Source organism: Massilia frigida (assembly GCF_011682175.1).
In the GTDB taxonomy this organism is placed as follows: Bacteria; Pseudomonadota; Gammaproteobacteria; order Burkholderiales; family Burkholderiaceae_D; genus Telluria_A; species Telluria_A frigida.
On the sequence record NZ_WHJG01000023.1, the window covers coordinates 1 to 23,532 of the forward strand.

The 23,532-nt window shown below is 62.0% G+C and carries 24 protein-coding genes, 1 pseudogene and 2 riboswitches; of the genes and pseudogenes, 17 read left to right on the top strand and 8 right to left on the bottom strand.

Features of this window, described 5'->3' with window-relative positions; genetic code table 11:
* Nucleotides 1–134: 134 nt before the first annotated feature.
* From rtcA to F2P44_RS20300, 3 genes are all read right to left on the bottom strand, one after another.
* Complete coding sequence (rtcA, locus tag F2P44_RS20290) at nucleotides 135–1,157, bottom strand: RNA 3'-terminal phosphate cyclase (protein ID WP_167088870.1); 1,023 nt, start codon at nucleotides 1,155–1,157, stop codon at nucleotides 135–137.
* A 40-nt stretch (nucleotides 1,158–1,197) separates the two neighbouring features.
* Nucleotides 1,198–2,433 (bottom strand): RtcB family protein, encoded by a 1,236-nt coding sequence (locus F2P44_RS20295; RefSeq protein WP_167088871.1) that lies wholly within the window; start codon nucleotides 2,431–2,433, stop codon nucleotides 1,198–1,200.
* Between the two features lie 636 nt (nucleotides 2,434–3,069).
* On the bottom strand, nucleotides 3,070–4,623 hold the full coding sequence (locus F2P44_RS20300) for a vWA domain-containing protein (protein WP_167088872.1): 1,554 nt from the start codon (nucleotides 4,621–4,623) through the stop codon (nucleotides 3,070–3,072).
* A gap of 194 nt (nucleotides 4,624–4,817) precedes the next feature.
* Here F2P44_RS20300 and rtcR point away from each other — a divergent pair, with 194 nt between their 5' ends.
* The 6 genes and pseudogenes from rtcR to F2P44_RS20330 all read left to right on the top strand — a co-directional run bounded on the left by rtcR (nucleotide 4,818) and on the right by F2P44_RS20330 (nucleotide 11,233).
* A complete protein-coding gene (rtcR, locus tag F2P44_RS20305; protein ID WP_167088873.1) occupies nucleotides 4,818–6,428 on the top strand; it encodes an RNA repair transcriptional activator RtcR in 1,611 nt (536 codons plus the stop codon).
* A 119-nt stretch (nucleotides 6,429–6,547) separates the two neighbouring features.
* Nucleotides 6,548–6,655: riboswitch (glycine riboswitch) on the top strand.
* Nucleotides 6,656–6,765, top strand: a riboswitch (glycine riboswitch).
* Between the two features lie 56 nt (nucleotides 6,766–6,821).
* Nucleotides 6,822–6,992 (top strand): annotated as a pseudogene (locus F2P44_RS20310) (FAD-dependent oxidoreductase); the annotation flags it as partial.
* 301 nt (nucleotides 6,993–7,293) lie between these two features.
* Nucleotides 7,294–8,040, top strand: coding sequence for a hypothetical protein (locus F2P44_RS20315; protein ID WP_229423651.1), 747 nt, complete (start codon nucleotides 7,294–7,296; stop codon nucleotides 8,038–8,040).
* Between the two features lie 45 nt (nucleotides 8,041–8,085).
* Nucleotides 8,086–8,679 (top strand): C39 family peptidase, encoded by a 594-nt coding sequence (locus F2P44_RS20320; RefSeq protein ID WP_167088874.1) that lies wholly within the window; start codon nucleotides 8,086–8,088, stop codon nucleotides 8,677–8,679.
* A gap of 115 nt (nucleotides 8,680–8,794) precedes the next feature.
* Nucleotides 8,795–9,805, top strand: a complete 1,011-nt coding sequence (locus F2P44_RS20325) for a MerR family transcriptional regulator (protein WP_167088875.1) — start codon at nucleotides 8,795–8,797, stop codon at nucleotides 9,803–9,805.
* A gap of 18 nt (nucleotides 9,806–9,823) precedes the next feature.
* The gene (locus F2P44_RS20330; protein WP_167088876.1) at nucleotides 9,824–11,233 is read left to right on the top strand and encodes a carotenoid oxygenase family protein; all 1,410 of its coding nucleotides are present in this window, start codon (nucleotides 9,824–9,826) and stop codon (nucleotides 11,231–11,233) included.
* A 1-nt stretch (nucleotide 11,234) separates the two neighbouring features.
* On the opposite strand, the gene F2P44_RS20335 is transcribed toward F2P44_RS20330, so the two are convergent.
* Nucleotides 11,235–12,011, bottom strand: coding sequence for an enoyl-CoA hydratase (locus F2P44_RS20335; RefSeq protein WP_167088877.1), 777 nt, complete (start codon nucleotides 12,009–12,011; stop codon nucleotides 11,235–11,237).
* A gap of 58 nt (nucleotides 12,012–12,069) precedes the next feature.
* Nucleotides 12,070–13,284 carry a murein transglycosylase A gene (gene mltA / locus F2P44_RS20340; RefSeq protein ID WP_167088878.1) on the bottom strand — a complete coding sequence of 405 codons (1,215 nt, stop codon included), beginning with the start codon at nucleotides 13,282–13,284 and terminating at the stop codon, nucleotides 12,070–12,072.
* Between mltA and F2P44_RS20345 the strand changes: the two genes are divergently transcribed.
* Nucleotides 13,178–13,450: a hypothetical protein gene (locus F2P44_RS20345; protein WP_167088868.1), complete on the top strand. Its 273-nt coding sequence runs from the start codon at nucleotides 13,178–13,180 to the stop codon at nucleotides 13,448–13,450. The two genes, mltA and F2P44_RS20345, sit on opposite strands and share 107 nt — an antisense overlap.
* Nucleotides 13,451–13,459: 9 nt before the next feature.
* Here F2P44_RS20345 and apaG read toward each other — a convergent pair whose 3' ends face one another.
* Complete coding sequence (gene apaG, locus F2P44_RS20350; RefSeq protein ID WP_167088879.1) at nucleotides 13,460–13,834, bottom strand: Co2+/Mg2+ efflux facilitator ApaG/CorD; 375 nt, start codon at nucleotides 13,832–13,834, stop codon at nucleotides 13,460–13,462.
* A gap of 179 nt (nucleotides 13,835–14,013) precedes the next feature.
* On the opposite strand from apaG, the gene rpe reads away from it, so the two are divergent.
* Entirely contained in the window at nucleotides 14,014–14,697 is a 684-nt protein-coding gene (gene rpe / locus F2P44_RS20355) for a ribulose-phosphate 3-epimerase (protein ID WP_167088880.1), read from the top strand.
* Between the two features lie 9 nt (nucleotides 14,698–14,706).
* Entirely contained in the window at nucleotides 14,707–15,627 is a 921-nt protein-coding gene (locus F2P44_RS20360; protein WP_167088881.1) for a hypothetical protein, read from the top strand.
* A gap of 31 nt (nucleotides 15,628–15,658) precedes the next feature.
* Here F2P44_RS20360 and F2P44_RS20365 read toward each other — a convergent pair whose 3' ends face one another.
* A complete protein-coding gene (locus F2P44_RS20365) occupies nucleotides 15,659–16,162 on the bottom strand; it encodes a hypothetical protein (protein WP_167088882.1) in 504 nt (167 codons plus the stop codon).
* Nucleotides 16,163–16,372: 210 nt separating this feature from the next.
* On the opposite strand from F2P44_RS20365, the gene F2P44_RS20370 reads away from it, so the two are divergent.
* The 8 genes from F2P44_RS20370 to trpC all read left to right on the top strand — a co-directional run bounded on the left by F2P44_RS20370 (nucleotide 16,373) and on the right by trpC (nucleotide 22,856).
* On the top strand, nucleotides 16,373–16,588 hold the full coding sequence (locus tag F2P44_RS20370) for a hypothetical protein (protein WP_167088883.1): 216 nt from the start codon (nucleotides 16,373–16,375) through the stop codon (nucleotides 16,586–16,588).
* Between the two features lie 44 nt (nucleotides 16,589–16,632).
* Complete coding sequence (locus F2P44_RS20375; protein WP_167088884.1) at nucleotides 16,633–17,112, top strand: hypothetical protein; 480 nt, start codon at nucleotides 16,633–16,635, stop codon at nucleotides 17,110–17,112.
* A 166-nt stretch (nucleotides 17,113–17,278) separates the two neighbouring features.
* Nucleotides 17,279–17,992 carry a phosphoglycolate phosphatase gene (locus F2P44_RS20380; RefSeq protein ID WP_167088960.1) on the top strand — a complete coding sequence of 238 codons (714 nt, stop codon included), beginning with the start codon at nucleotides 17,279–17,281 and terminating at the stop codon, nucleotides 17,990–17,992.
* Between the two features lie 193 nt (nucleotides 17,993–18,185).
* Complete coding sequence (trpE, locus tag F2P44_RS20385; protein ID WP_167088885.1) at nucleotides 18,186–19,682, top strand: anthranilate synthase component I; 1,497 nt, start codon at nucleotides 18,186–18,188, stop codon at nucleotides 19,680–19,682.
* Between the two features lies 1 nt (nucleotide 19,683).
* On the top strand, nucleotides 19,684–20,247 hold the full coding sequence (locus F2P44_RS20390; RefSeq protein ID WP_167088886.1) for an anthranilate synthase component II: 564 nt from the start codon (nucleotides 19,684–19,686) through the stop codon (nucleotides 20,245–20,247).
* A 36-nt stretch (nucleotides 20,248–20,283) separates the two neighbouring features.
* On the top strand, nucleotides 20,284–21,315 hold the full coding sequence (gene trpD / locus F2P44_RS20395) for an anthranilate phosphoribosyltransferase (RefSeq protein ID WP_167088887.1): 1,032 nt from the start codon (nucleotides 20,284–20,286) through the stop codon (nucleotides 21,313–21,315).
* A gap of 95 nt (nucleotides 21,316–21,410) precedes the next feature.
* Nucleotides 21,411–22,046: a LysE family translocator gene (locus F2P44_RS20400; RefSeq protein WP_167088888.1), complete on the top strand. Its 636-nt coding sequence runs from the start codon at nucleotides 21,411–21,413 to the stop codon at nucleotides 22,044–22,046.
* A 9-nt stretch (nucleotides 22,047–22,055) separates the two neighbouring features.
* Nucleotides 22,056–22,856: an indole-3-glycerol phosphate synthase TrpC gene (gene trpC / locus F2P44_RS20405; RefSeq protein ID WP_167088889.1), complete on the top strand. Its 801-nt coding sequence runs from the start codon at nucleotides 22,056–22,058 to the stop codon at nucleotides 22,854–22,856.
* Nucleotides 22,857–22,907: 51 nt separating this feature from the next.
* Here the strand turns inward: trpC and F2P44_RS20410 are convergent, their stop codons facing one another.
* On the bottom strand, nucleotides 22,908–23,522 hold the full coding sequence (locus tag F2P44_RS20410; protein WP_167088890.1) for a suppressor of fused domain protein: 615 nt from the start codon (nucleotides 23,520–23,522) through the stop codon (nucleotides 22,908–22,910).
* Between the last annotated feature and the right edge of the window lie 10 nt (nucleotides 23,523–23,532).

A 23,532-nucleotide genomic window follows, 5' to 3' on the forward strand; every position in this document is an offset into this window, starting at 1 on the left:
TCGTCAACCCCTTCTTTGCTACCGCGTCTCTTTCGGGACGCTCCCAACTGCCTGCTAACTACTTGATTTCGTTAACCCTTTCAGCGGGGAGGCGAACTATAGCAAAGCCCTCCCCACGCTGGCAAGGACTCTTTTCACGCCGTCGCACGAACGGTACAGGTGCTGCGCTGTTCGCCCTCTTCCAGCGTGATCGCGACCGGCAGAAAACGGCCGATGATCTCCGCATTGGTGATGGCATGCTGCGAGATCACGTCCGCCGTAAAACTGCCGCCGCCAGCCAGCGCCATCGGCAGCATCATCTGGTCCGCCAGGTGCTCGCCCACCGCCGCCTGGGACGCGATATAGCGGCGCGCTTCGTGCATGGCGTCCTTGGCGACGGTCTCGGCCCTGACCATTTTTTCGCCAAAAGCGCAAAACACCTCGGTCGCATGCTCGTATTCCAGGGTAATGAGCAAGACATTCCCCGGCCCCTGCTCGCCCGGCAATCCACGCATGCGCAGCTGATCGCCGGTCCAGTTCATCCCCAGGCCGACGCATTCCAGTTCGCGCAGCGCAATCGACGCGGGCAACCCTGCCACAATCCCTTCGGCATATCCCTCAACGCGCGCACCGCGCTCCATCAACGTCAACTGCCGCAATTGTGGGCAGGGAGCGATGGTCGCTACGACGCAGCCGCCACCGGCCGGGTAAAACCCCGAGCGCAGCAACTCGATGTCGATATCGGCACCCATCTTGCGCAGCAAAGGAAGATAGGCGCGCTGCAGAAACTGCGCCGGCGGCGCCATCGGATTATGGGTGCCACCGCTGACGCGCACCGTCGACGGCCCGTCCGCATGCAGCAATGCCAGCATCACCGTTTGCAGCACCAGCGTGCAGCTGCCGGCCGAGCCGATCGCGAACTGGTAATCGCCACCCTTGATCGCCTTTGGCGCAAAAACCAGCGTCTGCGAACCCAGTTCCGCCCCGGTGACGGTAGCGCCGCTGATCTGCGTGGCCGCCTGCACCGCCACCAGATGCTGGCGCAGCAGTCCGGGCTTCTTGCGCCCGGCCCGGATATTCTTGATGCAAAACGCCTGCCCGGTAATCATGGACAAGGTCAGCGCACTGCGCAGGATTTGTCCGCCGCCTTCGCCGACGGCGCCATCTAATTCAATCATCTTTAACTCTTCTTCTTATATATAGTAAGCAGCAGCCGCATCAACCTTTGACGCACACCACCTGCTTGAGGATATGGACCACCTCCACCAGATCGCGCTGGGCGTGCATGACCGCGTCGATATCCTTGTACGCCATCGGAATCTCGTCAATCACATTTTCATCCTTGCGGCACTCCACGCCCTCGGTGGCCTTGATCTGGTCATCGAGCGTGTAACGGCGCTTCGCTTCGGTACGGCTCATGGTGCGTCCGGCACCGTGGCTGCAGCTGTTGAAGCTGTCCGGATTACCTTTTCCGCGCACGATGAAGCTCTTCGCTCCCATCGACCCCGGGATAATTCCCAGCTCACCCGGACGGGCCGACACGGCGCCTTTACGGGTAATCAGCACATCTTTACCGAAGTGATGCTCCTTCTGCACATAATTATGGTGGCAGTTCACCGCTTCCACGTGCGTCTCGAACGGCTTGGTGATCACGGTACGCACCGCCGTGATCAGGTTCTGCATCATCACATCGCGATTGGTGCGCGCAAATTTCTGCGCCCAGCTGACCGCCTGGATGTAGTCGTTATAGTGCTGCGTACCTTCCGCCAGGTAGGCCAGGTCCTGATCGGGCAGGTTGATGAAGTGCGTACGCATATCCTTCTTGGCCAGCTCGATGAAGTGGGTACCGATGGCATTACCCACGCCGCGCGAACCCGAATGCAGCATGAACCACACAAAACCTACCTCGTCCAGACACACCTCGACGAAGTGGTTACCGCTACCCAGGGTACCGAGGTGACGGTAGTTATTCGTGGTTTTCAGCTTCGGCGTTTTCAGGCAGATGGCGTCGAATTCCTCCTTCAACTGGCCCCAGGCGACATCCACAGCCGCTGGCGGCGTATTCCACGAACCCTCATCGCGGCCACGGAAGCCGCGCGTTTTCGGCGACATACCGTGCGGGATGGCGCGCTCGATAGCGCTACGCAGGGCGGACAGGTTATCCGGCAGGTCGTTCGCGGTCAGGGTGGTCTTGGCCGCCATCATTCCGCAACCGATATCCACGCCCACCGCCGCCGGAATCACCGCACCGAGCGTCGGGATCACGCTACCGATGGTCGAACCTTTACCCAGGTGGACATCCGGCATGACCGCGATATGCTTGTAAATGAAAGGCATCTTGGCGGTATTGGCCAGCTGCTTCTTGGCCACGTCCTCCACCGGGACGCCTTTGGTCCACATTTTGACATGGCGGCCATCTTCCACGTTCAGGACATCGTAATTTTCGTTTTTCATAATTTTTCTCAGTATAAAAGGTGATGACAAGGGTGATGAAATAATGAGCCAGGCACAAGGCCGACCGGAATCGAACCGGATTTTGCCGAAGCACGCTTCGACGCTCGTCCATGTAATTTCATCCGCATTCATCGAAACAAGGGGGGGCGACAACATCGCCCGGACATCTGCTCTACCAATTGAGCTACGGCCGCTCGCGCAACCGCCCGGACTCGAACCGGGAACGCAATGTAATCCGGACTGCATTCGCCCTGAAACCATTCCCGACAAGATTGGCAGGACACTTGTTGCCGGCATAACGCCAAAGCACAACATCGATGTAGTCCTTGCCCGCATTCGGGGTAAAACGATTGAGCACAATGCGACAAAAGATCCGATGCGAAGTAAATTTTGGAAGATGTATTCGCATCAAGCATTCGCACTGCACTCAAAACCTGTACAACAAATTCCCGACAAGGTTCGGCAGGACATCAGCTGCCGGCGCCAAGCCAAAAGCAGCTCCCTATGTAGTCCTGCCCGCATTCGGGGTAAAACGATTGAGCACAGTGCGACAAAGAGTCGATGCGAAATGGAACATGGGAAAATGTATTCGCATCTGCATTCGCGCTGCACTCAAAACCGGTACGTCAACTTTCCTTACTCCAGCGCGATCGATTCGATCTCGCCCACCCAGTGCCCGGCGCCCAGCTGGCCGGCCGAAAATGCAGCGATGATCTTGAATACGTCGTCCGAAAAACCACCCACATTCAATACATCGGCACGCTCCGCCGCCTGGCTGGTACTGTTCGGCGTGCAGTCGATGCACACCAGCCGCGCCGCCGGATTGCGCTCCTTGAACACCGCCCATTGCGCCATCGTTGCCGTGGCACCCGCACGCTGGTCGATCCACGATTCATTGTCGGACACATACACCACCAGGTCGGCCATCACCTTCTGCTTGTTCATCTGCGCCAGCGGAGCACTGCAATTGGTACCGCCACCGCCTATCGCCGCCAACTTCTGCGCATTGGTCATGACCGTATCGCGGGCATTCAGGTCGCACACCCGCACATAATTCTCGAATGGCAGCACCAGCGCATCCGGATTCTTGCGCAGCATGGCCGCCGCAATCAGTCCGGCCACATCGATACAGCGCACCGTCGAGGTGGCCGTACCACGGTAACCCGACACCGGCGACTGCATCGATCCCGACACATCCGGGCAAATCACCACCTTGCCTTCGACCTTGGGCACATTGGCGAGCGACAGCTCCAGCGCATCCTGCAGGGCGTCGCTGATGGCCCGCGGCACGTCGTTTGACGCGGCCATATACGCCGACATCAACTGATAAGGAAACACCCCCGCCCTGGCAATCGCCTCCGGATCGCGCAGCTTATCGGCGATCACTTCGATCATGCCGGGCAACGCATACACGCCATTGCGCCCGAACGTATTCAGATTCATGCGCACCATGTGCCAGCCGCCCTGGCGCGCAATCTGCGCCCACGCCTGCGCCGACAATGTCAGCGACGTCAGCATCTGAAACGGCACTTCCGGCACGGGCTGCGACTGGTCGGCCTTATATGCCTCGAACGCCTTGAGCGCATCCGGCAGCGCCTCCGCATTGAACGGTTTGCCGATCAACCAGGCGAAAAACGCTTCACGCCAGGCTTGCGATGGCTTCGGATGCACCATCTTCACCACATCGCCCAGCGAAGGCATATTCCCGATCGACGCCGACAGCAGCTCTTTTTCCGAAGCGCGGTTCAACCATTGCTGCACCAGCTTTTTCGGCCGCGTGCCCAGCGATTTACGGCCCGCCGCGCCGGAGCGGATGATCTGCACCACATTGCGCAGCATCTTGCCGTTATTGACGACCCGGCGGAACACTGGCGTCAGTTCCGGCGCGCCCTTGGCGGCCAGCACGGCCGTCAGCAGCGCCGGCATATCCTTCATATAACCACGTTCGCGGCAGTAAATCGCCGTTTGCGCGATGAATTTGGTATCGACGTTTTCGCACAGTTCCAGCACCGTTGCCAGCTGCGATTGCGCATTGACGTAGTACGTCGAATTCAAGCAACCGGTGGCCGCATACTGCGCCAGCTGGTGCCGCGGCGTCATGCTGTAAGCCGCTGCGCCTGCCGAATTAAGACCGTCGGCACGAGGGACAAAGATTCCCTTCAAGGTCTGGAACAACTGTGCGTTTGCCATTTTTACTTCCTCACTAATCTCGTTTGTATCTCCTCTATTGCAAATGCTGTGCCAGGTCCGCAGCCAGCTCAGCCAGAACAACGCAAGTCCTTGATTTAAAAAAGATTATCAATTTCTCAAGCAAGAACAGCAAGAAATGGACAAGCAGACAACCCCGTGATAAATTATCCGACCAGATAAAACTTTATACGGATATGAAACAGAAACGCATCGTAGTCATCGGTTTCGTCGGCACCCAGCTCGACAGCGGCAAAGGTCCGGCGCGCTGGGAGAAGTGGCGCCCCAGCATCGCCATCACCCAGCACGAGGAATACGCGGTCGATCGCTTCGAGATGCTCTTCAGCGGCAAATTCGGCCCGCTGGTCGACGCGGTCACGGCCGACATCGCCGCAGTCTCGCCGGAAACCACGGTCGTCCCGCACCACATTCCGATCAGCGACGCCTGGGATTTCGGCGAGGTCTACGGCGCCCTGTTCGACTTCGCCAAGACTTACCCTTTCGATCCGGATAACGAGGATTACTGGATCCACATCACCACCGGCACCCACGTCGTGCAGATCTGCATGTTCCTGATGACCGAAGCGCGCTTCTTCCCCGGCCGCCTGCTGCAAAGCTCGCCGCCACGGCGCCAGTCCAGCACGGAGCCGGGCAGCTACGCGCTGATCGACCTGGACCTCTCGCGCTACGACCAGATCGCCCAGCGCTTTTCGCGCGAGCAAGCCGAAGGCGTGGCTTTCCTCAAGTCCGGCATCGCCACCCGCAACGCCCGCTTCAACACCATGATCGACGAGATCGAGCGCGTTGCCATCAAGTCGCGCGCGCCCATGCTGCTGATGGGCCCGACCGGCGCCGGCAAGTCCTTCCTGGCACGGCGCGTCTACGAATTGAAGAAGACGCGCCACCAGCTCGACGGCAAATTCGTCGAGCTCAACTGCGCCACCCTGCACGGCGACGGCGCCGCCTCGACCCTGTTCGGCCACGTCAAAGGTTCCTTCACGGGCGCCGCCGCCGACCGCCCGGGCTTGCTGCGCAGCGCGCACAAGGGCTTGCTGTTCCTCGATGAAATCGGCGAACTGGGGCCGGATGAACAGGCGATGCTGCTCAAGGCCATCGAAGAAAAGCGCTTTCATCCGGTCGGCAGCGACAACGAAGTGCAGAGCGACTTCCAGCTCATCGCCGGCACCAACCGCGATCTCGCCAGCGATGTCGTGGCCGGGCGCTTCCGCGAAGACTTGTACGCCCGCATCAATTTATGGACCTACGCCCTGCCCGGCCTGGTCGACCGGCCCGAAGACATCGAGCCCAACCTGGTCTACCAGTTGAACCAGTTCAGCCAGGAGTACGGCCAAATGGTGCGCTTCAACAAGGAAGCGCGCGAACGCTACATGCGCTTCGCGATGTCGCCCGACGCCGTCTGGGCCGGCAACTTCCGCGACCTGTCGGCCTCGGTGACCAGGATGGCCACCTTGGCCGAGGCCGGCGGCATTTCGGAAAGCATCGTCAGCGCCGAAGTGGCGCGGCTGCAAAAACTGTGGCACCACTACACGCGCGCGCCAAGCGCGGCCGAGGTCGACCTGGTCGAACTGATGGGTGACGAGGCCGCCGCCGGCCTCGACCTGTTCGACGCCATCCAACTGGCCGCCGTGGTCAAGGTATGCCGCCAGTCCACCACCTTGTCCGATGCGGGGCGCAAGCTGTTTGCCGTCTCGCGCAGCGCCAAAAGCAAACCGAACGATGCCGACCGCCTGAAGAAATTCCTGGCGCGTTTTTCCCTGGAATGGGACCAGGTTTCCGGCAAATCGTAAACCGAGCGCTCTGTCGGTATTGTCTGGGAAACAACACCTATCACTAAAAATGGTTGTATTGGCGTCATTTCCTGATGTATTCTGCATACATATGCTTCATGCATATTTAGCGCAATGCTAAGGCGTTATCGGGAGAGTCTGTCGGTTACAAGCTGGTCTTGTATGCCGGCGGCGCCGAAGGAGCAACCGCCCCGGAATCTCTCAGGCCCAAGGACCGATAACCCATTTGAACTCTGAAGAGCCACCGGAATTCGTCATCCGGTGCACCGAAGGAGCAAACCGTCCACGCATCGCGCGTTGCCGGTGAATCTCTCAGGTCCAGCACAGAGGGGGTATCCGACGCGCACCAGCGCGCGGACTCTCCTATCGACGTTTCTGGAACCCGGACGACACATGAAAACCATTGCAGTAATTGGCGGCGGCATCACCGGCGTCAGGACCGCTTACGCCCTGGCGAAACGTGGCTTTGCCACGACGCTGCTCGAAAAACATCGCTGCGCGGCGATGGAAACCTGGTTCGCCAACGGCGGCCAGCTGCCGGCCTCCAACGCGGGCCTGGGGACGGATCGCTTCCGCATGGCCGGCACGGCCGAATGCAATGGCGTTATGCGCGACATCCGGGTCGGCCAGGGCACATCGCCCTGCGTCTTCTACAACACGGGCCACGGCCATCCGGGCTGGCCCCTGTCGGCCGTCAGCGCCGACATGATCGGCGACTTGATGCGCCGCTCCCTCGATTTCCCAACGCACTGACAAGGTGCGTTGACACCGGTGTCCGGCATGCCTGCATGCCTTGTTGTTGCAGTACCCACCCCGTTTGGACAGGCGGGGTTTTTGTATCAACCAATGTGAGGAGAACTCGATAATGCAAACAAAAATGCTCTCAACCCGCACCATGCTCGCCGCCCTGCTGTGCGGCGCCAGCCTGGCCCTGGCCGGCGCGCCGGCAATGGCCCAGTCGGATGGAATCAGCACCTTCAAAGCGGTGCCCAAGCGCGCCGCGGCGGCGGCGCAGGCCGCGGCCCAGCGCGACCTCGCCCAGTTTGTGTCACAGCAGATGCAGCTGCGCGGCACCAGCGGCACGCCAGTCGACTTCCCGCTTGAAATCAACGACATGCAGGATCTGAAGGACGCCAAGATCGGCTACGGCTTCCCGGTCTACACGATCGATCCGAACGAACTGCTGGCAGGGCGCGGCAGCATGAAGCAGATGGCCAAGGCCACTGGCCAGTGGCGCTTCGTGATTCTGCTGAACCAGCGCCCGATCGGCATGGCGACGGTGGAGCTCAATAACGGGAACTACGAAACGGTCGCCTATGGCGCCGCCGTACTGGCGAAGGATGTGGATGCATCGATGGGCTACTACGGCGATGCTGAGCGCAGCAATGTGCGCTTCGTGCGCATCTACCAGGCGCGCTCGGACCTGCTCGAAGTGGTTGGACGCGATGATGGCCGCACCCGCTACGCGCCATTGCATTCGGCACGCGAATCGCTGCTGATGCAGCAGCGTTCCGTCAAGGAAGGCAAAGCCAGCGAAGCGCTGATGGACGAGGCAGACATCCTGCAGCCGCTGCGCAGCGCGGTCAAGCAAACCATGGACGCCTCGAAGTAAGCCCGGCATCGGCTACACCATCCTTAGAACGAATCAGGAGATAACATGAACACAAATATCAAAAAGCTCGTCGTCGGTGCTTCGCTTTTACTGGCGCTGCCAGCGGCCATGGCGCAATGGCGCACGCTCGCCGTTCCGCTGACCACCCAGGAACACAGCCAGTGGTGCTGGTCCGCGTCGAGCAAGGCGGTGCTGAACTTCTACAAGAAGACACCGAGCCAGTGCCAGATCGTAAACTGGGCGTTCGGCTTGAACTACGCCTGCGGGAACACCTACTTCAACTGGAACAGCTACGCCAACCAGCCGAACAATATGTACGGCTCCAACGGCAGCGTGCAAAACATCCTGAAAGCGTGGGGCGTGGCAAACGGCGCGTACAGCGTGGCCTCGTCATGGAGCAGCGTGGTGGCCGACATCAATGCCAACCGCCCGTTCGTGATGCGCTACGGCTGGAGCAACGGCGGCGGCCACATCATGGTCGGACGCGGCTACGCGACCACCAATGGTGTGAACTACGTGTACATCATGGACCCGTGGCCGGGTGAAGGGCAGACCTACCGCACCTACAACTCCGCCGTATCGGCGTCGGACCACCGCTGGACGCATACCCAGCGCATGAGCATCAACGGACCGATCTAACCGGTCTGCATCGCAAAGCCGGGGACTGTCCCCGGCTTTGCATGTATTTATCCACACCAGCGCTTGACCCTCTCATTGCGTGACGGTTTACCATCTTGTAAATGGAGAAACCGGCATGCTACTAAAAATAGGACAACTGGCGCGGCGCAGCGGCTTGAGCGTACGCGCCCTGCGCCATTACGACGATATCGCCTTGCTTGCACCGTCGGTCCGCTCGGACAAGGGCTACCGCTTGTACGACGGCGCGGATGTCGCCCGGCTGTACCGCATCCAGGCGCTGCGCCGCCTCGACCTGCCGCTGACGCAGATCCAGGCCATGCTGGCCGATGGCGGCGCCAGCCTGCCGCAAGTGGTGGAGCAGCAGATCGCCTCCCTCGAACGCCAGATCGCCCAAGCGTCGGCCCTGCACGGCCACCTGCGCGACTTGCAATCGCAGCTCGCCGGGCACCATGAGCCGTCCATGGACAACTGGCTGGCCGCCCTCGAACGCATGGCCGCCAGCGAACGCTATTTCACCGACGCCGAACTGCACACACTGAAAACGCGGCGCCAGCAACGCACCGGCGACAACGCGCACCTGACCGCCACCCTGCGCGACTTGATGGAGCGCGGCCTGCAACCGGACAGCCCTGAGGCGGGCGCGCTTGCGCAAAGCTGGATCGCCGCCCTGCTCGACGACGTGGGCGGCGACGAGGCCATGCTGATGAAGCTCTACGCCATGAACTGGAACGAACCGACCCTGCATATGCTCAGTGGCGTCGACCGCGCCGCGATGCAGTTCATCTCGCACGCCATGGCGCACCGGCGCCTGGCCATCTACGCCGCCTACTGCAGCGAGGCCGAGATGGCCCTGCTGCGCCAGCACTACATCAAGCAAACCGACGCCTGGCCCATCCTCATCTGCGCCTTGCGCGACCACCTGGCCCAAGGCACGCCGCCGGCCAGCGCCGAGGTGCAAGCGCTGGCGCGCCAGTGGCAGGCACTATCGCTGTCCAAGGCGGCGGGAAATCCCGCACTCCAGGCCAAGCTGCGCCATGCCTTCGAGCGGGAGCCCGCATTGCGCATCGGCTCCGGCATCGACGCGCCGCTGATCGCTTACGTCCGCGAAGCCGCACAAAGTCTCTGAACTCACCAAGGAATCACCATGCCGGGCCATTTTTTTACCGGGAACTACGCTCCCATGGACACCGAACGCGACATCGCCGCGCTGCCGGTCCAGGGCGCGCTGCCGCCGCAACTGCGCGGTGCGCTGTACCGCGTCGGACCGAATCCCCGCTTCGCGCCGCGCGACGACCGCTATCACTGGTTCTCCGGCGACGGCATGGTGCACGCCTTCTTCATCGACGATGGCAAGGTGGCCTATGCCAACCGCTGGGCGCGCACGCCGAAATGGCAGCTCGAAGACGATGCCGGCCACGCCCTGTTCGGCACCTTTGGCAACCCGGCCACCAGCGACCCGTCGATGCACGGCAAAAACAGCGGCACCGCCAATACCAGCATGGTGTGGCACGGGGGGCGCCTGTTTGCGCTGGAAGAGTCGCACCAGCCGTTTGAAATCGATCCGCACACGCTGGCGTCAAAGGGGCACCAGGATTTCGGCGGCGCCGTGAACAAGCGCTTCACCGCGCATCCCAAGGCCGATCCGGCCACCGGCGAGCTGCATTTTTTTGCCTACCTGCCCGACAGCCCGGGTGAACCCAACATGCTGTACGGCGTCCTTGATGCGCGCTGCACGGTGACCACGCTCGATACCTTCCGTGCGCCCTACGCCAGCATGATGCACGACTTCATGCTGACCGAACGCCATGTATTGTTTCCGGTTACGCCGCTGACCATCAGCGTGGAACGCGCGATGAAAGGACTACCCCTGTTTGCGTGGGAAGCGGACAAGCGCAGCTATGTCGGCATCGGCGTGCGCGGGCAGCCGATGGACAAGTTGCGCTGGTTCGCGGGCGATGCCTGCCACGTGTTCCATGTGATGAACGCGTGGGACGACGGCGGCCGCATCGTGGCTTACGTGATGGAGTCGGCCACCGCGCCGGGCATGCTCAACGCCGATGGCAGCCGGGGCGACCAGGCCGCGATGGCGGCGCGCCTGTGCCGCTGGACGTTTGACCTGGAGGGCGATGGCGACGGCTTCGAGCGCACCATCCTCGACGATCTGGCGGCGGAATTCCCGCGCATCGACGAGCGCTTTATCGGGCGCCGCAACCGCGTCGGTTTTTACTGCTGCCACAGCGAGCAGCGGATCAGGAGCGGTTCGGAGAGCGTGCTGTACGACGCGCTGGCCTGCTTCGACTTTGCGTCGGGCACGCGCCAGCTATATACACTGCCGGCGGGCGACGTTATCTCCGAACCGGTCTTCGTCGCGCGTTCGGCGCAGTCGCCCGAAGGCGATGGCTGGCTGCTGGCGGTGGCGTGGCGCGCGCAGGAAGGCCGCAGCGACCTGCTGGTCATCGACGCCACGGACGTGGCGGCCGGCCCGGTCGCCACGGTTTGCCTGCCGCACCGGATACCGTTCGGCTTTCACGGCAACTGGCGCGCCAGGGACTGATTTACAGGCCGTCGAAGTTGGCCGTGCGCTTGGCCAGGAAGGCCTGCATGCCTTCCTTCTGCGCCGGCGTGCCGAACGCCGCGTGGAAGTAGCGGCGCTCGTAGCGCACGCCTTCGGTCAGCGTGGTCTCGAACGCGCGGTTGACGCTGTCCTTGATCGCCATCGCCACCGATACCGACATCGACGCGATCGTGGTGGCCGCAGCCAGCGCTTCTTCCATCACCTTGTCGGCCGCGACCACGCGCGATACCAAACCGGTGCGCTCCGCTTCGGCGGCATCGATCATGCGCGCCGTCAGCAGCATGTCCATGGCCTTGGCCTTGCCGATGGTGCGCGGCAGGCGCTGCGTGCCGCCAGCACCCGGGGTAACACCGACCTTGATTTCGGGCTGGCCGAATTTGGCGGTGTCCGCCGCGATCAGGAAGTCGCACATCATGGCCAGTTCGCAGCCGCCGCCCAGGCAGAAGCCCTGCACCACGCCGATGACGGGTTTGCGCACGTTGAGGATGTGTTCCCAGTTACGGCCGATGTAGTTGCCGCCGTAGGTGTCGCCGTAGTCGTAGTCGACCATCGCCGCGATGTCGGCGCCGGCCGCAAAGGCTTTTTCGCTGCCGGTCAGGATGATGCAGCCGATGCTGCTGTCGGCGTCGAACTTGTACAGCGCGTCGCCCAGTTCGTCCATCATGTTGTCGTTCAGGGCGTTGAGCGCCTTGGGACGGTTCAGGCGAATCACGGCTACTTTGCCGTGGGTCTCGATCAGCAGGTCTGCATAGTTCATGAAATCCTCTTTAGTAAAGCGTGGAGTAATGTGCGATTGTAGCGAATCCGCGGCTGCATCAGGGATTGGGCAGCAGCACCCAGAGCTGGCCGCGCTGCTTCATGCGGCCGGCATTTTCCATCGCCTCGTAGCCGAAGCCGAAGAAGAAGTCCGCGCGCACCGCGCCGCGAATGGCGCCGCCGGTATCCTGCCCCATCACCAGGCGCTGCATCGGCACGTCGCTACCCGATTCGGTAGTGGCCAGGTAAATCGGCGCGCCGAGCGGTAAATACGCCGGGTCGATCGCGACCGAACGCGCCGGCGTCAATGCCACGCCCAGCGCGCCCTTCGGTCCCACCGATGGATCGGGCAGGCGCTCTTCGCGGAAGAAAATGAAGCTCGGATTGGCGTTGAACAGTTCCTGGCGCCGCTCGGGGTGCGCTGCGATCCACGCCTTGATGCCCTGCGCGGTCGCTTCCGCCGATGTCAGTTCGCCCTGCTCGATCAGCCAGCGCCCGATCGCCTTGTATGGATGGCCGTTCTGGTCGGCGTAGGCCACGCGCACGGTCTCGCCGCTGTCGGCCAGCTTGACCCGGCCCGAACCCTGCACCTCCAGGAAGAACGCTTCGACCGGATCGTCCACCCACAGCAGTTCCTTGCCGGCCACGTTGGCGCGTTCAATATCGGCGCGGCTATCGTACGGGATCACCTTCTTGCCGACCAGCCGCCCGCGCAGGCGCTTGCCTTTGAGCTCCGGGTAGACGCTGGCCAGGTCGATCGTCAGCAGGTCGTCCGGCACCCGGTACAGGGGCGTCTGGAAGGCACCGCCGCGCTTGCGGGCGCCGCGCAGCAAGGGCTCGTAGTAGCCGGTGATCAGGCCCGTGTCGGCGCCGTCCTGCGCCCGCACCTGGTTCGGCACGAAGTAGGCTTCAAAATAGCTGCGGATGGCCGCGCCATCGTTTGCATCGACCGTGCGCGCGGCGACGCACGCGGTTTTCCATTCGGGTTTGCGCACCAGCACCCCGCACGACGTCATGAACGCCGGCCAGGCCTGGCGCAGGTCGTCGCGCTCCCAGCCGGGCAGCGCGCCGAAGGTCGATGGCGTCATCAGCGGGGCCGGTTCGGCCTTCGCAGGTGGGACCACCGGTGGCTCCACCGGCGGCGGTATCTGCATCACCGGCGGCGGCATGACGACCGGCGGCGCCACCGGCCTGGGTTCAGGCGTGGTGCATGCCGCGAGGGCCAGCGCGACGGCGCCGGCCGAAACGAGTAAACTGCTGCGTGTTGAAGACATGGGAGTCGATATGTGGGTATTAATGCTTGAAGCAGGCGTGGCGCTGTTCCTGCTGGTGTTTATCGTATGGTGGACGATGTATTCGGGACCGAAGGCGACCAATAACACTCAAGAGCTGAACGCGCCGGAAAAGAAAAAGGAACTACCCGACGACACCGCCCACTGATCACCGATATCAGTGCAGGGTGCGTGGCAGCGACAGCACGAACTCGGGAATCCTGGTCTCGAACTGATGGCCGTCTTCGGCCACGCAGAAGTATTCGCCGGTCATCGAGCCTTGCGGGGTGGCCAGCTGGGTGCCGCTGGTGTATTCGAACTGTTCGCCCGGCTGCAAGAGCGGCTGGTGGCCGACCACGCCCAGGCCGCGCACTTCGTCGACGTGGTTGTTCGCATCGGTGATGACCCAGTGCCGCGAGATCAGCTGCGCGCCGACGGTGCCGGTGTTTTTGATCGTGATCGAATAGGTGAACACGTAATTGGTTCGGCTCGGATCGGACTGCTCCGGCAGGTACTGGGTCCTGACAGTGACAGTAAATTCGTAAGCGGCCATCTGGATTTCCTTGATTGAGACTATAAAAGTTGCCCGAGTGGATTTTCAGGCACCGGTCCGACAAAGGCCCGGCGGGGCATCATACATTGCACCGCAAAATCGGCCGCGCTGCAAGGACGCTCCGTGGGACAGCGTAAAATAGCGCATCTTCATTAACCGCAAGCTCCTTGCCAGCCGCCATGACCACGTTCCGCATCGCTCCCAGCATCCTGTCCGCCGATTTCGCCCGTTTGGGTGAGGAAGTGCGCAATGTCGTCGCCTCGGGCGCCGACATCATCCACTTCGACGTCATGGACAACCATTATGTTCCCAACCTGACCATCGGCCCGCTGGTGTGCCAGGCGATCCGCCCGCACGTGCAAGTGCCGATCGACGTGCACCTGATGGTCAAGCCGGTCGACCGCCTGATCCCGGATTTTGCCAAGGCTGGCGCCAACATCATCACCTTTCACCCGGAAGCGTCCGAGCACATCGACCGCTCGCTCCAGCTGATCCGCGATAACGGCTGCAAGGCCGGCCTGGTGTTCAATCCCGGCACGCCGCTGCACTTCCTCGACCATGTGATGGACAAGATCGACATGATCCTGATCATGTCGGTCAACCCGGGCTTCGGCGGCCAGTCCTTCATTCCGGAAGCCCTGAAGAAAATCGCCATGGCGCGCCGCATGATCGACGAGTCGGGCCGCGACATCCTGCTCGAAGTCGACGGCGGCATCAAGATCGACAATATCGCCGCCGCCGCCGCCGCCGGTGCGGATACCTTCGTGGCCGGTTCGGCGATTTTCGGCCAGCCGGACTACAAGGCCGTGATCGACGCCATGCGCGTGGAGCTGGCCAAGGTCGGTCCACAGGGCCGCGCGTAAAGCGCCGCCATGCCGTATTTCGACCTTCGCCTCGGATTTGCGCCGTCGTTCCATCGGGGCGGCTCGATTCGGGTCGAGGGCGACGTTACCGGCGCTGCGACATTCGAAGCCCATCCCGCAGGACTTCTTCCGCGCTTGGTATTCACGCTGCCGGTGGACGCGCGCGCCATGGCGGCCATCCACGCCCGTTGTTCGGCCATGCTGGCAGGATGGGACGACCGGTGGAGCGAATCTGGCTGCGATGGCATGAGGATTGGCGGCACATTCGCTTCGCCCGGCGTTGAGCCGCGACATTTTTCGCTGTGGAGCCCCGATCATGGCAGTGCGGCGCACGCCATGCTCTGTGCTGTATTCGACTGCTTTCCTCCCGAGCGCTGCGGCGGAGTCGCCGAGGAACAGCTCGAGAGCATCCGCGGCTACCTCAACTTGCAGCCGCCCGTGACCTGGTACGACGAAGTTCCCCTGCGACTGCGCCTTGCGCCGTGGGCGCATCGAAACAACGCGAACGACATCGAAACGCACGTACGCGCCCTGTCCGATCACTGCGACTTGATCGTCGACTTATCGGGCTTCGAACGCCCTTCCCGGGGACTGGCGCAGATACTCCCGATGCATTTGCTTCTGAAGCGAAACCCTGCCGTGCGCTGGCGCGTACAAGGCAACGCTGGCGAAGCGCTGATTGAGTACGGAATTGCAGCGTCGGCGATCAGCGCCATCGAACGCGCGCCGATATCGGAGGAAGGACATCCTGTGGTGCTTGGCGGGTATGAGGTTTCATCGCCTGAATTGATCGCTCTTGCCCAAGACGGCGCACGGCTCGCGCTCGTGAGCGCCCTGCGGAGAGAATTTCCGATGACCGTTCTGGAAGGAGCCAAGGCTGCCGCTGAACTGATTGACATCTTGAATACATACCAGATCCAAGCCGACTGACTCCCCGGCATTCACCACCCCGGCTTCTGCTTCATACGTCAAACCAGAACACCATGCGGGAGCGGTATCCGCGCGCTTCAAGGTTTGCCATCATATCCATCGTTGACAGACACTCCAGCGACAAATCCGATTCAACGATGTTTTTATTCGCGAAGGCATTCCTGAACTCAGGTAACGTGAGCCAACTGCAGTACGCATGGTGGGGTGCAGAAATAAAATCATTCAAGAAGTTGAGCGGCTGGCTACTGCGCTCGAGAAGCGCCAATTCAGCCTCCGATCTGGGAATGGAGGGCATGGCCAGAGCAGCGTCGAGATCTCCGTCGTCGATCACAGCCAGGCCAAAGTGCCAATAAGCCATTGATGAAGCTGGCTCAGGAAATCCACGCGCCGGTATAAGGCAAGCGCGTCCATAGAGGCTGGTCATCGCTGCAAACAGTGCGGTCCGCCTCGGCCAATTGAAATATGCAATTCCTCGTGGGTGAACGAATTGCCCGGTGTCGCATGCCTCCACGACCAAATGAATATCTGCGCCCATCTCTGTCTCTGTTAAAGCCTGACACCTACGTTGTGGCCGGCTCGCCGACCGCGCGTGTCAGCCGGGTACGTTGTAAGAAGACACGATGTCAGATTCAGTTGCATCACCCCGAACTGACCGCGTCTATTCCATGTTCACCAATTCTTCCAAGCCAAACCATGCCTCGACCCGCGCCATCATGATCGTCCTCGCATCGCGCTGGCGCACCGCATGATCGGCAACGCGGGCCGCAACATTCTGCGCGCAGTCGAGGACGTGATCAACATCGACAACATCACCGCCGCCGGTCCGGATATCGTCGTGGCCGGTCCGGCTATTCCCGGCTTTCCGGCCAAATTTGCGGTTTCGCAACGTAACACAGGCCAACAGCACATGCCAATTGATCAATTGCCAGTTTCAGATCATACTCGCTGCCTGTATTTATAATCTTGCCTACTAGCACGAAAACTTGACGAAAGAATCACTTCAACATGAATAAGATCTCACTCTGCTGCATCCTGTCGCTGGCCTTCCTCAACACTGCCTCTGCGGCGGACGATATGACACCGAAATCCGACCCGAGCGAGTTCTGCTTTTTCGCCGGCGTCCCGCCAGCCGAGTTTCCATACAAGGTAATCAGGAAAGTCAAAGTGGCCAAGGGCACGTATGGCGGCGTCTCGGAGCTGGTCGGGGACCTGTCCCAACGCGCCAAAGATGTAGGTGGCGACGCCATCGTCAACTACGCCGGTTCGCAACGCTTTGGCGTGCTCCCATGGCGCCTGATCCGCCCTGTCGTTCGCGGCGAGGCGATCAAGTGGACCGGTGCGGCACCCGATTGCGAAAAAGCGGGCGGTTCGACACTCACGACCATCATCCGCACCAATAAGGCACCAGGCCAATCCGGCCAGGCAGACGCACCTGATGCGTCCGAAGCACCAGAGCCAGCGCCCGAGACAGCACCGGCCAAGTAAGCACTTCCCCTCGCTGCCTGATGATATGATCCAGGTGGCGCGGGGATGGTGGCAGCCGGGCTTCGCACGAACAGGCCGCCCACTCCCGGATCGACTGGTGCGCCGCGCCATCTCCGCCATCGCGGCGGCGCCCAGCCGGATGGGCACCATCTACCGACTTCATTCCATGTTGACCAACTCGACCAACTCCAGCCACGCCCCGATCCGCGCGGTGATCATCGATCTCGATGGCACCATGCTCGACACCCTGCCCGATTTCCACGTCGCCATCAACGCCATGCGCGGACAATTCGGTTACGCGCCAATCACGCAGCAACAGATCGCGCTGATGATCGGCAAAGGCTCCGAAAACCTGATCCGCACCGTGCTCGCGCTGGAGCACGACGCCGCCGGCGTCGAGCAGCGCTTCGATGAAGCCATGGCCCTGTACCAGCGGCACTACCTGGCCATCAACGGCGACCATAGCGTGATCTATGACGGCGTGATCGACGGCCTGGAAGCGATGAAAGCCGACCGCCTGCGCCTGGCCTGCGTAACCAACAAGCCGATCGCCTTTGCCACGCCGCTGCTGGCGCAAAAAGGCCTGGCGCCCTATTTCGAGATTGTGTACGGCGGCGACTCGCTGGCGCGCAAGAAGCCGGACCCCATGCCGCTGCTGCAAGTGTGCACCGATTTCGACCTGCCACCATCGCAGGTGGTGGCCATCGGCGACTCGTCCAACGACGCCGAGGCGGCACGCGCGGCCGGCTGCTTCGTGTTGACGGTACCGTATGGTTACAACCACGGGCGGGCTATACACGAAACCGATTCCGATGGTATAGTTACCTCACTTGTAGAAGCGGCAACCCTGATTCGTTCCCACAACCACAACGCATACTAACCTTTCACCACATATGTTTTTCATCAAAAAACACAATGTCACCCAAACCGGCTCGATTGAGGCCTGGCTTTGGCGACGCTGGCAATCCTGGGCTAAGTAACCCTGTAGTGATTGCTGTCGGCTGCCCCTGTGCGCCGTCAGGTTTTTTGAAACCCACCGCCCGCGGATGCGCCATGGCGGCATGGAGAAAAGCATGACCGAACTCGAATTCAAATCGCTGGCCAACGAAGGCTTCAACCGTATTCCATTGATCGCGGAAGCCTTCGCCGATCTCGAAACGCCCCTCACGCTCTACCTCAAGCTGGCCCAGACCCAGAACACCGGAAAGAACACCTTCCTGCTCGAATCCGTCGTCGGCGGCGAGCGTTTCGGGCGCTATTCCTTCATCGGCCTGCCCGCAACGACGGTGCTGCGCACCTTTGGCACGCGCACCGAGATCGTGAAGAACGGCAGCGTGATCGAAACCCACGATGGCAATCCGCTCGACTTCATCGAGCAGTACCAGGCGCGCTTCAAAGTGGCGCTGCGTCCCGGCCTGCCGCGCTTTTGCGGCGGCCTGGCTGGCTACTTCGGCTACGACACCGTGCGCCACATCGAGCGCAAGCTGGCCGACACCCAGCCGAAGGACGACCTGGGCCTGCCCGACATCCAGCTGATGGTGACCGAGGAACTGGCTGTCATCGACAACCTGTCGGGCAAGCTGTATCTGATCGTGTACGCCGACACCGCGCAGCCGGAAGCCTATTCCAAGGCGCGCCAGCGCCTGAAAGACCTGCGCATGATGCTGCGCCGTGGTGTCGACGCGCCGGTGACATCGAGCTCGGTGCGTACCGAAGCGGTGCGCGACTTCAGCAAGGAGGATTACCTCAAGGCCGTCGCCCGCGCCCACGAATACGTGATGGCCGGAGACCTGATGCAGGTGCAGATCGGCCAGCGCATCCGCAAGCCCTACGTGGACAATCCGCTGACCCTGTACCGCGCGCTGCGCTCCCTGAATCCGTCGCCGTACATGTACTTCTATAACTTTGGCGACATGCAGATCGTGGGCGCCTCGCCAGAGATTTTGGTGCGCAACGAGACCGCCTCCGACGGCACCAAAAAAGTCACCCTGCGTCCGATCGCCGGCACCCGCCCACGTGGCGCCACGCCGGAACGCGACGCCGAACTGTCGAAGGAACTGCTGGCCGACCCGAAAGAGATTGCCGAACACGTCATGCTGATCGACCTGGCGCGCAATGACCTGGGCCGCATCTCGGAAACCGGCAGCGTCAAGGTCACCGAACGCATGGTGGTCGAAAAATACTCGCATGTGCAGCACATCGTCTCCAACGTCGAAGGCACTTTGAAGGGCGGCATGTCCAACCTGGACGTGCTGCGCGCCACCTTCCCGGCCGGCACCCTGACCGGCGCGCCGAAAGTGCGCGCCATGGAAGTGATCGACGAACTCGAACCGACCAAGCGCGGCATCTACGGCGGCGCCTGCGGCTACCTGAGTTTTGGCGGCGAGATGGACGTGGCGATCGCGATCCGCACCGGCGTGATCAAGGACGGCATGCTGTACGTGCAGGCCGCCGCCGGCATCGTGGCCGATTCGATTCCCGAAATGGAATGGCAGGAAACCGAAAACAAGGCGCGCGCGGTCCTGCGCGCAGCCGAGCAAGTACAAGACGGCCTGGATGGGGAGCTCTGAGATGCTGCTGATGATCGATAACTACGACTCGTTCACCTACAACCTGGTGCAGTATTTCGGTGAGTTGGGCGAGAAAGTTGCTACCTTCCGCAACGACGAAATCACGATCGACGAGATCAGCGCGATGCAGCCGGACCGCATCTGCATCTCGCCCGGTCCCAAGACCCCGGCCGAAGCCGGGATCTCGGTCTCCATCCTGGAGCAGTTCAAGGGCAAGCTGCCGATCCTCGGCGTGTGCCTCGGCCACCAGGCCATCGGCGCCGCGTTCGGCGGCAAGGTCATTCGCGCCAAGCAGGTCATGCATGGCAAAACTTCACTGATCGCGCACACCGGCGTGGGCGTGTTCAAGAATCTTCCGAGTCCGTTTACGGTCATCCGCTACCACTCGCTGGCGATCGAGCGCGCGTCGCTCCCGGCCTGCCTGGAGGTGACGGCATGGACCGACGACGGCGAGATCATGGGCGTACGGCACAGGGAATTCGATATCGAGGGTGTGCAGTTTCACCCCGAATCGATCCTGTCCGAGCATGGCCATGCCTTGCTGAAGAATTTTCTCGAACGCTAAGCCCTCGTAACGCCCTGCCCAGATCAAGGAGCTGTCATGCCGATCACCCCACAAGAAGCACTGCTGCGCTGTATCGAACACCGCGAGATTTTTCACGACGAGATGCTGCACCTGTTCCGCCAGATCATGTCGGGCGAAATGTCGCCGACCATGATTGCCGCGCTCACGCTCGGCCTGCGCGTGAAGAAGGAAACCATCGGCGAAATCGCCGCTGCCGCGCAGGTGATGCGCGAGTTTTCGACCAAGGTGCCGATGGCCGACACCACCCACCTGCTCGACATCGTCGGCACTGGTGGCGATGGCGCCCACACTTTCAATATTTCGACCACGGCGATGTTCGTGGCAGCCGCCGCCGGCGCGCGCGTGGCCAAGCATGGCGGGCGCAGCGTATCGTCATCGTCCGGCAGCGCCGACGTGATCGAGTCGCTTGGCGCGAACATCAACCTCTCGCCGGAGCAGATCGCGCAATCAATCGCGCAGACCGGCATCGGCTTCATGTTCGCCCCCAACCACCACGCCGCCATGAAGCATGCGGCGCCGGTGCGGCGCGAGCTGGGCGTGCGCACCATCTTCAACATCCTGGGGCCCTTGACCAATCCGGCCGGCGCGCCGAATATCCTGATGGGCGTGTTCCACCAGGATCTGGTGGGCATCCAGGTGCGGGTGCTCCAGCGCCTGGGCGCGCAGCATGCGGTGGTGGTGTATGGCCGCGACAATATGGATGAAGTCTCGCTCGGCGCCGCCACCATGGTCGGTGAACTGGTCGACGGCGAAATTCGCGAGTACGAGATTCATCCGGAAGACTTCGGCCTGCCGATGATCGCCAGCCGCAACCTCAAGGTGGCGAACGCGGAAGAATCGAAAATCAAGATGATGGAAGCGCTCAACGGCGAGCCGGGAGCGGCCTTCGACATCGTGGCACTCAATGCCGGCACGGCGCTGTACGCGGCCGGCGTTGCCACCTCAATCGAGGATGGCCTGAAAAAGGCACGCGCCGCGATCGAATCGGGCGCCGCGCGCGCCAAGGTCGACCAGTTCGTACAAGTGACCCAGCTGCTTGGTGCCTGATCGTCGTCGTATCGACAGGCAGCCCCCTTTGCTTCACAACTTGAAACCGTCATTCCCTCGCCTGGCGCGGGAATGACGGCCAGGACTTCTCCACCATGTTCGGCATCCACGACCTCCCCCTGTTCATCCTTTCCGGCCTGCTGCTCAACATCATGCCCGGCCCCGACTCGCTCCTGATCATGACGCGCAGCGCCACGCAGGGCTGGCGCGCCGGCGTGGCCGCCACGCTCGGCATCGGCGCCGGCACCATGATCCATGTGCTGGCGGCGGCGCTTGGCCTGTCGGCCATTCTCGCCACCTCGGCGACCGCCTTCATGCTGGTCAAGTACATCGGCGCGGCGTACATCATCTACATGGCGATCGGCCTGCTGCGCAGCAAACGGACCGACCCGGCCGCCGCTGTGGCCACCGTGCCTCCGCTGCCGTATGCGAAAATCTTCGCGCAGGGTTTCCTGACGAATGTCCTGAACCCCAAGGTGGCGGTGTTCTTCCTCGCCTTCGTGCCGCAGTTTATCGCGCACGATGCCCCCAGCAAGGCGCTCGCCTTTGTCGTCCTTGGCTGCATTTTCAACCTGAACGGCATGCTGTGGTGTACCTCGCTCGCGCTGTTCACCGCGCAGGCCAGTGCCCGCATCAAGGTCAGCCCGGGCGTATCGCTGTGGCTTAACCGCGTGACCGGAGGCTTGTTCATCTGGCTCGGCATCAAGCTCGCGCTCTCCAAACAACACTGAAAGCACATCATGTCCGATATTCTCAATAAGATCCTGGCGGTCAAGGCTGACGAAGTCGCCGCCGCAAAAAAATACCGCGACCTGGCCAGCCTGCGCCGCCAGGTCGAAGCCGACGCCGAAGCGCGCCGCACCCTGCGCGGCTTTGAAGCGAGCCTGCGCAAGCACATCGCCGCCGGCCAGGCGGGCGTGATCGCCGAAGTGAAGAAAGCGTCGCCGTCGAAAGGCGTGCTGCGCGTGGATTTCCGTCCCGCGAACATCGCCGAGAGCTATGCGCGCCATGGCGCGGCATGCCTGTCGGTGCTGACCGACGTGCAGTTCTTCCAGGGCCACGTCGACTACCTGAAACAGGCGCGCGCCGCCTGCGACATTCCGGTGATCCGCAAGGACTTCATGATCGACATGTACCAGGTGTACGAAGCGCGCGCCATGGGCGCCGATGCGATCCTGCTGATCGTGTCGGCACTCGATCACGGCCTGATGGCCGAACTGGAGTCCTGCGCGCACGAACTGGGCATGGACGTGCTGGTCGAAGTGCACGATGGCGATGAATTGACGGCGGCACTCAAGCTCGATACGAAACTGGTCGGCATCAATAACCGCAACCTGCGCACCTTCGAAACGTCGCTGCAAACGACCATCGACCTGCTGCCGCGCATCCCGGCCGAAAAACTGGTGGTGACCGAATCGGGCATCATGGGGCCAAGCGACGTCAAGCGCATGCGCGACGCGAACGTGCATGCCTTCCTGGTCGGCGAAGCCTTCATGCGCGCGCCGGAACCGGGCGTGGAGTTGCAGCGCCTGTTCAGCTGACGCCCAGCCGCCACCATGCAAGCGCCCGGGCGGCAAGTCCGGGCCGTGCGTTCAGCTGACCAGCCCTTCCCGGTTGACGTCGGCCAGGCTTTGCTCCGACTCCTGTACCAGGTCGTCGAACGGGTCCATGCCCTTCTCCAGAATGAACTTGTATTCGGCCTCGCGCAGCGGAATCAGCCACTCGATCTCCATCTCGAATCCGTCGCCGATACTGACGATGTTGAACTCTTCGCTCTCGCCGGTCGCTTCGGCGATGAGCAAGGCCTTGGCGCCCCAGTTGGCTGGCGCCAGCGGTGATGGCCCCAGCAAACGCGGCAAGTGGCAGGACCGGCGCACGTTGTTGACCAGATGAACGGCAATGTCGGCGACATAGTTGAACACCTCGTCGCGCTCGGCGCCACCCATATCGTCCGGCAGGACCATGAAGTATTCCTTGCCCTCGCGTTCGCCATCGGGCTTGATGTGCGTCGCCAGGCCGACCGACGCAATGCGGAACGGCTGCATGGAATCCGTCGACGGGAAGGTGTACATTTCAAAGAACGATTGGTCCGCGCTTTTCCGGATCACGCGCCGGTATTCCGGCATGCCCCAATGCTGCATGTAGCGGCCCAGGACGATCGTTCGGTACACATCGAAAGCGAACGACTCGTCGCTTTCTCCATGCATGTCGCTTGCG